We start from the raw sequence: 12,607 nt of genomic DNA, 5'->3' as shown, positions 1-12,607 counted from the left end.
CGGGAACCTACCGTGCCCGGTGTCCGGCCGCCCAGGCCGCCCCCTGCCGCCCCCTGCCGCCCCCTGCCGCCCCCTGCCGCTCAGCGGCCGCCGCGTTCCCCGGCGAGCTCGCGCAGCACCGCGTCCGCGCAGGAGACGACCCCCTCGATCGAGCCGGGGTCGGGCGTCCAGCAGTCGCTGACGAGGTGCACCGCCTCGCCGGGCAGGGGGCGGCGCACCCGGGGCGCCACGGTGTCGGGGTCGTGTCCGGGCCGCCACACGTGCCAGGCCCCGTCGTGCGGCGGCCGGTTCCAGTCCTGCCAGCGGGCGAGCACCGGGGCGGCGAGCCCGGGCAGGCCGTGCATGCGCGCGACGAGGCGGTGGGCCCGCTCGACCGTGGCCGCGCCGGGGACGGGGGCGGCGGGATCGGGGGCGCCCACGGCGGTGCCCGCGGCGGCGGGCCGTGCCTCGGCGGCGGTCCACGAGGCGGTGGCGGGCCCGCTGGGATACGCGGCGAGGAGCAGCGCCGGGCCGTCGCCGCGGGAGGCCGCGGGCGGCGGGCAGGTGCCGCCGTACCAGAGCTGGCGCAGCGGCAGGTCCGTGGTGGCGCGGCCGCGCGTCATGCCCAGGCGGCGCCACCACGCCGTCTCGTACAGCAGGAACAGCTTGTGCGCGGGCACGGCCTCGACCGCCGCGAGGTCCGCGCGGAGCCGGGGGGTGAAGGGCAGTCCGTCCTGGGCGAGGCGGAGCAGCGGCCCCGGCGGCAGGGCGAGCAGGACGGTGCGCGCGTGGACGCGCAGCCGCTCCCCGGTGGCGCGGCCCCGCGGGTCCTCCAGGGCGAACGTGAGCCGATAGCGGGGCGGGGGCTCGCCGCGCCCGGCCGCCGCGCGGGCCGCGTCCGGCTCCGCGCGGTCGATGCGCAGGAGCCGGTGCCCCAGGCGCAGGCTGCCGCCGGCCGCCGTGAAGCGGTCGCACAGGGCGAGGGGCAGGCGCTGCATGCCGTGCCGCAGCGTCACGTACTCGGCGTCGGGCGGGGTGCGGAACAGCAGGCCGAGCTGTTCGGCGGCGTTCTCACCGCTGGTGCCCACGTCGTAGCCGCCGGTGTCGTGCAGGAGCGCCACTGCTTCCGCGCCGAGGACCGCGCGCAGGGCGTCGGCGTAGGTCGTGTGCCACAGCGGGAGGCCGCCGACGGCCGCCGTGTCCCGCCGGGCGCGGAACGCGGCGGCCGTGCGCGCGGCCCGGTGCGCGTCGCCCTGTTCGAGCGCCTCGTGGTGGGTGCGGCGCAGCTCGGTGAAGCCGGGCACGAGGGCGTCGGCCGCGTGCCGCACGAGGTCTCCGGGGGCGTGTCCGCGCTCCCGCTCCCCCAGGTCGTACGGGATCCTCGTGGGGTCGGCGAGCTGGTGCTGACGCAGTGTCACTCCGCGTACGTGGACGGGGTTCTCGGGGCGTCCGAAGTCGAAGGGCACGAGCTCGCCCGCGAGTCCGGCCCGGGCGACGACGTCGAGGACCCGTCGCAGACCGCGGTGCAGGCGCATCGCGCCGAGGTCGGCGACCGGGGCCTCGCTCCCCTGCCCCATGCGCACCGTCCACAGCCGTCCGCCCACCCGGTGCGTGCGCTCGAAGAGGGCCACGTGGCCGCCCCCTGGATATCTGGCCGATTCCTTACGGCGGGCGATCCTTTCGGCCAGATAACAGCCACCGATTCCGGCTCCGACTATCGCGGTGTCGAGTAACGGAAGGGCGGGCGACGGCTCTTGAGCGGGCGTCACCGTGTTTGCCCTTGCATGGTTTACCGCACTCTGCTGGTGATCTACAGTCGCGCTCACGCAGACGTCTTAGCACATTCGGGTTCCCCGGTGTCCCGCGAACCCGAAAGCACCGCCTCAGCGTTGGAGAGGTACCCATGATCTTCCGTAAAGAAGTCGCCGCCGATACCGCGCACGCCTACGACACGTTGTCCGCCTACTTCCAGGACGTACGGTCGTTCTTCGAAGTCCTCAGCGTGCGGTTCAGCCTGCCCGAGTACGGGGTGCGCCTTCGGCCCATAGCCGGGAACGAACTGTTCTCGAACGCCAACAGCTATCTGCTCTCCGACGACAGCTCCTATCCGTACTACCTGTGGCTGCCCAGCTGGCTCGGGCGCTTCTACATCGACGCCGACCGGATCCCGGACGGCGGGCGCACCGACGACGTGAGCACCGCGCACGCGCGCCACATCGCCTTCGTCTGGCCGTGGCTCGGCTTCAACGACGCGTACGTCAAGGACGCCGGGGAGCCCGAGTGTTGGTTCGGCGTGGCGGACCCCCGGCCGCAGGACCCGCACGAGACGGTCCGCACCACGGCGCAGAGCCTGTTCAACTACTTCCGTCTGGAGCACACCCTCGACGGCGAGCACCACGGCTGGCTGACCGGCCACTTCACGCCCCACCCCGAGGTCGGCTGCAACCTCACGGGCCGCTGGCACCTGCGCCGCGTCCCCCTGTCGGCGCTCACGAACTACTACGAGGTCGAGAAGAACGTCATCCAGCCGCTGGGTGAGAAGTTCACCGAGCTCGCGGCCGCCCCCGCCCCCGACGGGCAGGCGCCCCGGCCGGAGCTGAACGGGCGGCAGCGGCACCCGGAGCCGCTCCCGGTCGCTGTGCGGTCGTGAACCCTTGAGACCCGTCACCCGGGCGCATAGGGGTCATTGAGGGGTGCCGGAGGTCTTTCCGCGGACCGCGTGGCCGCAGAACAATCACTCCGAGTCCGAGGTGCCAATCCGAGGTGCCAAGACGAGAGGTGACCCATGCGAGGAATCGACCACAGCATCTCCGCCATCACAGTGAACCCCGTCCACCTCGAAGGCGGCCCGAGCACCCTTTCCGGAACCGTCGTCCTCGCCGAGTTCCCTGACGTGATCTGCTCCGCCGAGAAGGTCAAGATTCGGCACGGAAACGGCTATGAGCACTACGAGTTCATCGACGCTCCGGCCGCATCGGGCGGGGCCCGGGTGAATTCTCCTGCGTACGACGGGGATTCCGGTCCCCGGAAACTGCGCTGGGTGGGCCGTACGAAAATCGCGGAGTAATCCGGGCCCGTCCGCCTGATCCCCCACGGAAATCGGGCCCCACCGCCGAGGCGGTGGGGCCCGATTTCCGTGGGGCGTGTGAGAGGTCAGTCGCGGCGGCCGTGCGGCGGGTACTGCGCGTACGGTGAGCCGCCCTGGGCGGGCACCGGCTGCTGGTAGCCGTCGTGCGGGGGCTCGTTCCGGTGCGGGGCGTCCGGGGTGATCCGGCGCGGCCACCAGGCGGCCCGGCCGAACAGGGCGGTGAGGGCGGGCGTGAAGAACATCGCCATCACGAAGGCCGAGATCATGATGCCGAAGGCGACCGCGAAGCCGATCTGGGCGAGCGAGACGTCACTGGCCAGCAGCATCGAGGCGAACGTGCCCGCGAGGATCACACCGGCCGCGGCCACCGTCGGGCCCGCGTGCTGGATGCTCTTGGCCGTGGCCTCCCGCGGGCCGAGGCCCTCCTTCGCCTCTTCCCGCAGCCGCGCGACCATCAGGATGTTGTAGTCGGTGCCGATGGCGACGACGAACAAGTACATGATGACCGGCAGGAAGAAGGTCAGACCCGACTGGCCCTCGATCTGCTGGAAGAGGATCACGCTCGCGCCGAGCGTGGCGCCGAAGCCGAGCGCGACCGAGACCATCAGATAGATCGGGGCGACGACGCTGCGCAGCAGCAGGCCGAGGATCAGCATGATGAGCGCGGCCGCGGTCGGGAAGACCACCGAGAAGTCCCGGTTGACCGCCTTGTTGATGTCGACGAACACCGAGGTGACGCCGCCCACCTTGGTCTCGGTGCCGGGCGGGGCCTGTTCGTGGGCCGTGGTGCGCAGCGGGCCGCGCACGATGTCCATGGCCTCGCGGCCGTTGGGGTCCATCGTCAGGACGGCGTTGAACTCGGCGGTCCTGCCGTCCTTGCTGAGCTGGGAGCGCGAGGCGTCGCCGACGCCCTTGACCTGCTTGAGCCGGCTGACGAAGGCCTTCATGTCGGCCTCCTGGAGCTTCTGTCCGTTCGTGGAGCGCATCAGGACGGTGCTCGGGTTGGTGCTGCCCGCGGGCAGGTCCTTGCTCATGGCGTGCAGGGCGACCTGCGACTCCTTCTTGGAGTTCTCGTCCTCCTGGCTGGCGAACGTCGGCTTGTAGCCGAGGGCGCCGAGGGCGAGGACAACCATGAGGAGCCCGGAGCCGACCACGAACCGGCCGGGACGGCGGGCCACGGACCGGCCGAGGGCGCCGAACCGGGCCGCGCGCGGCTCCCGCTGCCAGGACTTGGACGGCCAGAACACCTTGGTGCCCATGAGGGAGATGACCGCAGGGATCAGCGTCAGACAGGCGATCAGGGTCACGCCGATGGCGATGGCGAGCGCCGGGCCCATCGAGACGAGGAAGCTGAGCGAGGAGAGGAGCAGCGCGAGGAAGCAGACGATGACGGCGCCCGCGGCCGACGCGATGGCCTCGCCGACGCGGCCGACGGCGGAGATCATGGCGGTCTTCGGGTCCTCACCGAGCCGCAGCCGCTCCCGGTAGCGGAACATCAGGAACAGGATGTAGTCCGTTCCCACGCCGAAGAGCACCACGATGAGCAGCGACGACACCGAACTGTCGGCCTTGAGGTGGAACACCTTGGCGCAGGTGGCGATGAGGCCGTTGGCGACCTGGGAGACCAGCGTGATCCCGACGATGGTGAGGACGGTGATCGTCGGGCTGCGGAAGATGATCGTCATCAGGACGATGATCAGGCCGATGGTGCCGAGGAAGATCAGCGAGTCGGCCTCCTTGGAGGCTTCCTCGTTGTCCAGCTGGGTGGCGGCGTCACCGGTGACGCCCGCCTTCAGGCCCGAGTCGGCGACCAGCGGCTTCAGGTCGTCCCGCATGTCCTCGACCGCGTGCTGCTGGCCCTTGTCGCCGGCCTTCACGTCGGCCATCGACACCATCACCGTCTGCACCTTCTTGTGCGGCGACGGCGGCGCGGTGATGACCTGCTCCACCTTCTCGTACTTCTTGGCCTTCAGGGCCTTGCCGACCTTGTCGACCTTCGCGGAGTCGGCGGCGCTCAGCGCCTTGCCGTCCTCCCGCGTGAACACCACGATCGCCGAGGGGCTGAAGCCCTTGGGGAACGCCTTCTCCTGGATCTTCTGGGCCTGGATCGACTCGTAGTGCTTGGGAAGGAACTCTGCTTGGTCGGATGTGGTGGTCAGCGACGGCGCGAAGCCGATCACGGCCGCCCCGGCGATGAGCCAGGTGATGATCACCAGCCACCGGTGGCCGACGACGAAACGTCCTAGGGCTTTGAACACGGTTCCTTCCTCCACTCCGGATCACTCCGGAGTACTCGGTCTTCTGCTCTTCCAGGGGGCTTGTGGGGTCACCCGGCGGGCGACGGCTCGGGCGCGCCGAAGGGGGCGACGAGGCCGGGCAGCGCCGCCTCCGCGAAGCACAGTCCGTCGCACACGTCCACGTCACGGATCCGGACGGCGCCCTTCCCGGCGGCCGTCGTGGCGGTCAGCGTGAACAGTCCGGCCCGGCGCTGGCCGTACGACTGTCTGCCGGTGAAGCCGACGATGCGGTCGCGCCGCAGCGCCACCGTGCGGCGCACGAACGTGCCGTGCCGTACGACGATGTAGTCGCCGCTGAGGGCGTGGCCGAGGCCGCGGTAGGCGTCCCGCGCCAGGGGGTAGCCGAAGGCCGCGGTGAGCAGCGCGGCCGCGGCACCGCTCCACCAGGGCAGGAGTCCGGCGGCCGTCCCGGCTCCGGCCGCGGCGGCCGCCGCGGCCGGGGCCAGCAGACAGCCGCGCACCAGACGGCGGCGCAGCGCGGGCCGGGGGTGACCGCGCAGCTCCGCTTCGGCGATCGGGGACGCCGCTTCGTTCAGGACGTCGGCCGTCACCCGGTGCGCGGAGTCCAGGGGCGCGGGCGGCAGGAGCTGCGCCGGGTTGGAGAAGCGGTGCGCGGGCCCGCCGAGGCCGGTGGCCAGGAGGGTGAGCCGGGCGGCGGCGACCGCGCGCAGCGGCAGCGGCTGGCTGAGCTCGACGCCGCAGACGCGCCGCTCGGCCACGGACACCGAGCGGGAGGTGAGCAGGCCCCGCATGAGGTGCAGGGAGCCTTCCGGCTCCCGCTCGATGCGGTGGCCGTACCACGCCTCGGCGAAGGACACGAGGGAGCCCGCGACCCCGATGACCAGGAGCACGGCCGCCACGGCGGCGACGGCCACCGCGACCGGCAGCGCGTCCAGCCGGTCCCAGGTGTCCCGTGCGACACGGCTGTCGGTGAGGTCGAGCCCGAGGGTGTCCAGGAGCTTGGATCCGCCGGTGACCACGGCCAGGACTCCGGCCAGACTGGTGACGGTGAGCGGGGCGTAGCGGGCCCAGGACCAGCTCAGCCGCGCGAGCGGCACCGGAAGGGCGGGGGCCGCGTCCGTGCCGCCGTCGGGCCCGCCGCGGTTCAGGAGCAGCGCCCGGAACTGCACGGCCTGGGCGCGCGAGATGCCGTCGAGGACCAGCTCGTCGTCCTCGCTCTTGCCGGTGTGCTGCCCCGTGCCGACCTTGACGGCCGCGAGGCCGAAGAGGCGGTGCACGGGGTTGGCGGTCAGGTCGGCGCTGCGGACGCGGTCGCGCGGTATCGACTTGTCGGTGCGGAACAGCAGGCCGGAGTGGAGTTCGACCTCGCCGTCGGTGATGCGGAAGCGGGTGGTCCGGTAGCGCACCCACTCGTGTCCCGCCTGCACGGCGGCGACCACGATGTACGAGCCGAGCACGATCCAGCCGTGCGTGTTGAGCAGGTCACGGGCCAGGAACATGGTGCCGAGCAGGGCGGCGGCCGGGCCCGCGAGCCAGCTGACGCTCACGACGACCATGCGGGGGTGCAGGCGCTGCCACGGCGGCTGTGCCACGGGGGTGCGGGGCGGGCTCGGCACGTCGGGCCCCTTCGTCGCCGTCGTCACGTGCCGTCCTCGTGCAGGGCGCGGACGCGCTCGGTGAGGTCGCGGACCATGGCGGTCGCGAGCGTGTCGTCCAGGCCCGCGATGGTGACCGGGCCCGCGGCCGACGCGGTCGTCACGGTCACCGCGGACAGGCCGAACAGCTGCATGAGCGGGCCGCGTTTGGTGTCCAGGGTCTGGATGCGGGTGAACGGCACGACGCGCCACTCCCGCACGAGCCAGCCCGACGCGGCGCACACCGCGGCGTCATTGGCCTCCCAGCGGTGCACGCGGTAGCGGTACCAGGGGGTGAGCAGCGCGTAGCCGACGCCGAGGGGGCACACGGCCGCGAAGACGGGCCACAGCCACGACGGCGCGTCGGGGAGCAGTGCCAGGGCCGCGAGAGCGGCCAGGACCGGCACGACGACCAGTACGTTCTGCGTCGTCCACCAGTAGACGGCGCGGCGGTCCGGGCGGCGGCCCGGCCGCGGCGCGCCCGGCGCCTGCGGCACGTCCGGCGCCGGCACCGGCTGCCGCGTCTCGTGTGGCACTGCTCCTCCGCCCGGTCGGCTGTCTTGATGACACCAGCCAAACAAGCGGGGCGGCGGAGCAGGCAGAGCGGTTCGTGTGGAGTGGAAGCGACCAAGGTTGCAACTTCGGCGGCGCGCTACCCACTTTCGTACGCTCCCATGTGTCCTATGGACCACATGTGCGTGTGCGGCGCGGGGGCGCCGTTAGGGTGACCGCGTGATAGGGCCGATTCGATGGTTGGGCCGCAGCGCCGTTCAGGACACCATCCTCGTCGCCGCACTCATCGCACTCAACGTCTTCGTCGCTTTTGGGAGCGGCTTTCCCCGGGAGGATCATCCGCGGTTTGGGCCGTGGGCGGGGTTGGGGTTGCAGGTGGTTGTGGTGGTGGTGTTGGTGGTGCGGCGGGTGTGGCCGTTGTTGGTGTTGGGTGTGGCGACGGTGTCGGCGGTGTTGATGTCGTTGTCGGTGTGGTTGGCGCCGGGGTTGTTGGTGACGTCGGTGGATGGGTCGGGGGTGTGGGTGCCGTTGGCGGCGCCGTTTGCTGCGTATTCGGCGGTGGTGTATTCGTCGCGGCCGCGGGGTGCGTGGGTGTTGACGGGTGTGTTGACGGTGGTGGCGACGCGGTTGTGGGAGTTGTCGTTCGCGGTGGCGGCGTCGGGGGTGTTGTTGACGGCGGTGCCGGCGTTGTTGGGGATGTATGTGGCGGCGCGGCGGGGGTTGATCGCGGCGTTGACGGAGCGTGCGGAGCGGGCGGAGCGGGAGCAGTTTTTGTTGGCGGAGCGGGCGCGGGCGGAGGAGCGGGTGCGTCTTGCGGGGGAGATGCATGATGTGGTGACGCATCGGGTGTCGTTGATGGTGTTGCAGGCGGGGGCGTTGCGGGTGGTGGCGACGGATGAGCGGGTGCGGGCGGAGGCGGAGGGGTTGCGGGCTGCGGGGTGTCAGGCGTTGGAGGAGCTGCGGGATTTGGTGGGGGTGTTGAGGTCGCCGGAGAGTGCGGCGGGTGTGGTGGGTGGGGTGGGGGATTCTGGTGGGGTGTCGGGTGGGGTGGGTGTGGGTGATTTGGGGTTGTCGGTGTTGGTGGAGGAGTCGCGGGCTGTGGGGGTGGAGGTGGAGTTGAGTGAGGTGGGGGATCGTTCGGTGTCGTCGCCGGTGGTGGCGCGGACGGCGTATCGGATTGTGCAGGAGGGGTTGACGAATGTGCGGAAGCACGCGCCGGGGTGTGGGGTGTGGGTGGAGGTGCGGTATGAGGCGGATCGGGTGCGGTTGAGGGTGCGGAACACGGCGCCGACGGGTGCGGTGGACCGGGAGTTGGCGTCGAGTGGGTCGGGGAGTGGGTTGAAGGGGTTGCGGCAGCGGGTGGAGCTGGTCGGGGGGACCTTCGAGTTCGGGCCCCGCTCCGACGGCGGCTTCCACATCGAATCCGAGCTTCCGATCTACGTCCCCACGACCCGCAGCTGGATCCGCCCCCGCCGCCCCCGCACGGTCGGCCAGGGCTGACGGGACCTGCGCGGCTCGCCCTGGCCGTCGTATCGGCCGGGGCGAGCCGGGGCCGGGGTGACAGAAGAAGGCCGGAGCCTGAGGGCTCCGGCCTTCTTGGTCGGGTGGTTGCGGGTTTCCTGCGTACGGCGGAACGGGGAAAGCTCTCCTGGGGCCGGGGCCCTGTCCCGATGCGGGCCTGCGGCCCGCGGGGCTCAGGCCCGCGGGGCTCAGCGGCTGACGAGCCCCGCGTCGTACGCGAGCAGGCCCGCCTGGGTCCTGTTGGTGCACTCCAGCTTGACGAGCATGCGGGAGACATAGCCCTTGACGGTCGCCTCGCTCAGGAACAGCTTCGTGGCGATCTGGGCGTTCGACAGGCCCTCGCCGAGGCAGGTGAGCACGTCCGTCTCCCGCTCGGTGAGCTTGCCGACGAGGGCCTTGGCCCGCTCCCGCGCCGCGTCCTCGTCGGACGATGCGGCCACGATGCGGCGCATCGCCACGGGCGAGAGCACCGTGTGCCCGTCGGCGGCCACCCGGACGAGGCCGATCAGGTCCTCGGGCGGCGTCGACTTCACCAGAAATCCACTGGCGCCGCTGCGCAGCGCCCGCATCACATACTGATCGGCGTCGAATGTGGTGAGTGCCACGACCTTCGGCGGCTGGTCCAGTTTCATGATGCATTCGATAGCCGTGAGGCCATCCACACCCGGCATCCGCAAATCCATGAGGACGAGATCGGGGCGATGCCGCATCACGGCCTCCACCGCGGCGGCTCCGTCGTGGGCGGCGTCGACGACGTCGATATCCTCGGCCGATCCCAGGATCGTTCTCAAATGTGCGCAGACCATGGGTTCGTCATCGACGACCAGCACCTTTACGACTTCATGCCCCATGCCCACCAGTCTATCCATGGGCCGCATCCAGAGGCAGTACGGATTCGATGTGGAAGCCGCCGTCGGAGCGGGGCCCGAACTCGAAGGTCCCCCCGACCAGCTCCACCCGCTGCCGCAACCCCTTCAACCCACTCCCCGACCCACTCGACGCCAACTCCCGGTCCACCGCACCCGTCGGCGCCGTGTTCCGCACCCTCAACCGCACCCGATCCGCCTCATACCGCACCTCCACCCACACCCCACACCCCGGCGCGTGCTTCCGCACATTCGTCAACCCCTCCTGCACAATCCGATACGCCGTCCGCGCCACCACCGGCGACGACACCGAACGATCCCCCACCTCACTCAACTCCACCTCCACCCCCACAGCCCGCGACTCCTCCACCAACACCGACAACCCCAAATCACCCACACCCACCCCACCCGACACCCCACCAGAATCCCCCACCCCACCCACCACACCCGCCGCACTCTCCGGCGACCTCAACACCCCCACCAAATCCCGCAGCTCCTCCAACGCCTGACACCCCGCAGCCCGCAACCCCTCCGCCTCCGCCCGCACCCGCTCATCCGTCGCCACCACCCGCAACGCCCCCGCCTGCAACACCATCAACGACACCCGATGCGTCACCACATCATGCATCTCCCCCGCAAGACGCACCCGCTCCTCCGCCCGCGCCCGCTCCGCCAACAAAAACTGCTCCCGCTCCGCCCGCTCCGCACGCTCCGTCAACGCCGCGATCAACCCCCGCCGCGCCGCCACATACATCCCCAACAACGCCGGCACCGCCGTCAACAACACCCCCGACGCCGCCACCGCGAACGACAACTCCCACAACCGCGTCGCCACCACCGTCAACACACCCGTCAACACCCACGCACCCCGCGGCCGCGACGAATACACCACCGCCGAATACGCAGCAAACGGCGCCGCCAACGGCACCCACACCCCCGACCCATCCACCGACGTCACCAACAACCCCGGCGCCAACCACACCGACAACGACATCAACACCGCCGACACCGTCGCCACACCCAACACCAACAACGGCCACACCCGCCGCACCACCAACACCACCACCACAACCACCTGCAACCCCAACCCCGCCCACGGCCCAAACCGCGGATGGCCGTTGTCCACATTGCCGATGGCGACCAGAACGTTGGCCACGATCAGAGCGGTGAGAAGAATGAGGTCGGACGCCACTGGACGGAACGTCTTGGTCCGCTGTGCTCCGGCCGTCCTGACGTGCTGCACGACAAGCCCACCCCCGTACATGTCGGCTTCGCGCTGTGTGGGTCGTGGAGAGCTTAATGCGTGCTGCCCAGAGGCCGCAGCCACCCTCCTGACCTGCGGCTTTAACGCCCTCTTAGCGCCTTTTGGGCCCTCGGGCCCGAGGTCGCGGCCGTCGGGCCGTGCATCCCCGGCCCGGCACACACCAGGTCCACGAGAGGGGGAACGCGTCATCCGGTCACAACTTTCGTCGGTAGCGGTACCAACGTTTCCCTCTGCCCCGCCGGGTACCGGAAGCGATTGAATAAGTCTTGTTGGCAGCCCGGCGGGAACACCGGGAAGCGGAGCGACAAGCACGAGAGTGCTCACCCCGTACAGAACAATTGAGGAGCGGCATGCTGTGGGTCGGCATCGTCCTGGCGGTTCAGGGAATCGGTTCATTCCTGACTGAGCGCATCTGGGACACAAAATTCGGTGTCACGGCATTGCTGCCGGAAGACACTCCCTCGTGGGTGAGCCTGGCGATCGGAATTGTCGGTCTGATCGTCCTCGCGTTCTGCGTGAGTTCACGGTCCCGCAAGTCCGTGCACAGCTGAATTTCATAGACTCCCGGTGGCCGGTTCTCCCCCGTAACTGGCCACCGGGTCCTTTTTGGGCCGCTCATACGACTGGGCGGGGCGGTCACCGCGTCGCACACGCGTGGTGACCGCCCCGCCCAGTGGCGTTTCACGACGTGAGGTGCGCCTTCAGGACGGCGATCACGTCCGCCGCGTGGTCCGTGAGGTAGAAGTGGCCGCCGGAGAACACCTTCATGTCGAAGGAGCCCAGGGTGTGCGGCTCCCACGCCCGTGCCTCGTCGAGCGTGGTGCGCGGGTCGTCGTCGCCGACCAGGACCGTGATGGGGCTGCCGATCTGCGCGCCGGCCTCGGCGCGGTAGGTCTCGATGGCGGTGTAGTCGCTGCGGATGGCCGGCAGGACCATGCGCAGCACCTCCTCGTCGCCGAGCACCCGCGGGTCCGTGCCGCTGAGCTTGCGCATCTCGGCGATGATGCCCTCGTCGTCGCGCTGGTGGACGTTCTCGGGCCGGAACCGGGAGGGCGCGCGGCGGCCGGAGGCGAAGACGTGCACGGGGGCCTGGCCGTCCTTCTCCAGGCGCCGGGCCACCTCGAAGGCGAGGACGGCGCCCATGCTGTGCCCGAAGAAGGTCAGCGGCAGCGTCGTGTGGCCGCGCAGCGCCTCGGCGATGCGGTCCGCCATCTCGGCGATGGTCTCGATGCCCTTCTCGGTGTGGCGGTCCTGACGCCCCGGGTACTGCAGGGCGATCACGTCGGCGACCTGGCTCAGGGCGGCCGACACCGGGAAGTAGAAGCTGGCGGAGCCGCCCGCGTGCGGGAAGCAGACAAGACGGCGGCGGGCGTCGGGGGCGGGGTGGTAGCTGCGGACCCACAGGTCGGCGGCGGTCGTCATGACGGTTTCCATCCAAGGTCGTCGGTGGCGTCGGTACGGGTCGAAAGGGCGGCAAACAGACC

At 70.7% G+C, this 12,607-nt stretch carries 11 protein-coding genes; 4 read left to right on the top strand and 7 right to left on the bottom strand.

What is annotated here, in order from left to right; genetic code table 11:
* Positions 1 to 80: 80 nt before the first annotated feature.
* Positions 81 to 1,748, bottom strand: a complete 1,668-nt coding sequence (locus C9F11_RS34400) for an FAD-dependent oxidoreductase (protein ID WP_249401992.1) — start codon at positions 1,746 to 1,748, stop codon at positions 81 to 83.
* A 134-nt stretch (positions 1,749 to 1,882) separates the two neighbouring features.
* Here C9F11_RS34400 and C9F11_RS34395 point away from each other — a divergent pair, with 134 nt between their 5' ends.
* The gene (locus C9F11_RS34395; protein WP_138963093.1) at positions 1,883 to 2,629 is read left to right on the top strand and encodes a hypothetical protein; all 747 of its coding nucleotides are present in this window, start codon (positions 1,883 to 1,885) and stop codon (positions 2,627 to 2,629) included.
* A gap of 135 nt (positions 2,630 to 2,764) precedes the next feature.
* Complete coding sequence (locus C9F11_RS34390; protein WP_138963091.1) at positions 2,765 to 3,046, top strand: DUF5988 family protein; 282 nt, start codon at positions 2,765 to 2,767, stop codon at positions 3,044 to 3,046.
* An 86-nt stretch (positions 3,047 to 3,132) separates the two neighbouring features.
* Here the strand turns inward: C9F11_RS34390 and C9F11_RS34385 are convergent, their stop codons facing one another.
* The 3 genes from C9F11_RS34385 to C9F11_RS34375 all read right to left on the bottom strand — a co-directional run bounded on the left by C9F11_RS34385 (position 3,133) and on the right by C9F11_RS34375 (position 7,495).
* On the bottom strand, positions 3,133 to 5,325 hold the full coding sequence (locus tag C9F11_RS34385; RefSeq protein ID WP_249401991.1) for an MMPL family transporter: 2,193 nt from the start codon (positions 5,323 to 5,325) through the stop codon (positions 3,133 to 3,135).
* A 68-nt stretch (positions 5,326 to 5,393) separates the two neighbouring features.
* Entirely contained in the window at positions 5,394 to 6,968 is a 1,575-nt protein-coding gene (locus C9F11_RS34380; RefSeq protein WP_138963089.1) for a PH domain-containing protein, read from the bottom strand.
* Complete coding sequence (locus tag C9F11_RS34375) at positions 6,965 to 7,495, bottom strand: PH domain-containing protein (protein ID WP_212767853.1); 531 nt, start codon at positions 7,493 to 7,495, stop codon at positions 6,965 to 6,967. Before C9F11_RS34375 ends, C9F11_RS34380 begins: the two co-directional genes overlap by 4 nt.
* 196 nt (positions 7,496 to 7,691) lie before the next feature.
* Between C9F11_RS34375 and C9F11_RS34370 the strand changes: the two genes are divergently transcribed.
* A complete protein-coding gene (locus tag C9F11_RS34370) occupies positions 7,692 to 8,972 on the top strand; it encodes a histidine kinase (protein WP_138963087.1) in 1,281 nt (426 codons plus the stop codon).
* 209 nt (positions 8,973 to 9,181) lie between these two features.
* On the opposite strand, the gene C9F11_RS34365 is transcribed toward C9F11_RS34370, so the two are convergent.
* Together C9F11_RS34365 and C9F11_RS34360 are read right to left on the bottom strand one after the other, a co-directional pair.
* Positions 9,182 to 9,844, bottom strand: coding sequence for a response regulator transcription factor (locus C9F11_RS34365; protein WP_030689541.1), 663 nt, complete (start codon positions 9,842 to 9,844; stop codon positions 9,182 to 9,184).
* A gap of 10 nt (positions 9,845 to 9,854) precedes the next feature.
* On the bottom strand, positions 9,855 to 11,051 hold the full coding sequence (locus tag C9F11_RS34360; RefSeq protein ID WP_171075918.1) for a histidine kinase: 1,197 nt from the start codon (positions 11,049 to 11,051) through the stop codon (positions 9,855 to 9,857).
* Positions 11,052 to 11,473: 422 nt separating this feature from the next.
* Between C9F11_RS34360 and C9F11_RS47620 the strand changes: the two genes are divergently transcribed.
* Complete coding sequence (locus tag C9F11_RS47620) at positions 11,474 to 11,674, top strand: hypothetical protein (protein ID WP_171075917.1); 201 nt, start codon at positions 11,474 to 11,476, stop codon at positions 11,672 to 11,674.
* Positions 11,675 to 11,804: 130 nt separating this feature from the next.
* Here C9F11_RS47620 and C9F11_RS34355 read toward each other — a convergent pair whose 3' ends face one another.
* Positions 11,805 to 12,545 (bottom strand): alpha/beta fold hydrolase, encoded by a 741-nt coding sequence (locus C9F11_RS34355; protein WP_138963083.1) that lies wholly within the window; start codon positions 12,543 to 12,545, stop codon positions 11,805 to 11,807.
* Between the last annotated feature and the right edge of the window lie 62 nt (positions 12,546 to 12,607).

This window comes from Streptomyces sp. YIM 121038, assembly GCF_006088715.1.
Taxonomy (GTDB): Bacteria; Actinomycetota; Actinomycetes; order Streptomycetales; family Streptomycetaceae; genus Streptomyces.
The sequence above is the reverse complement of the archived record's forward strand: the minus strand, read 5'-3'. Positions and strand labels throughout refer to the sequence as shown.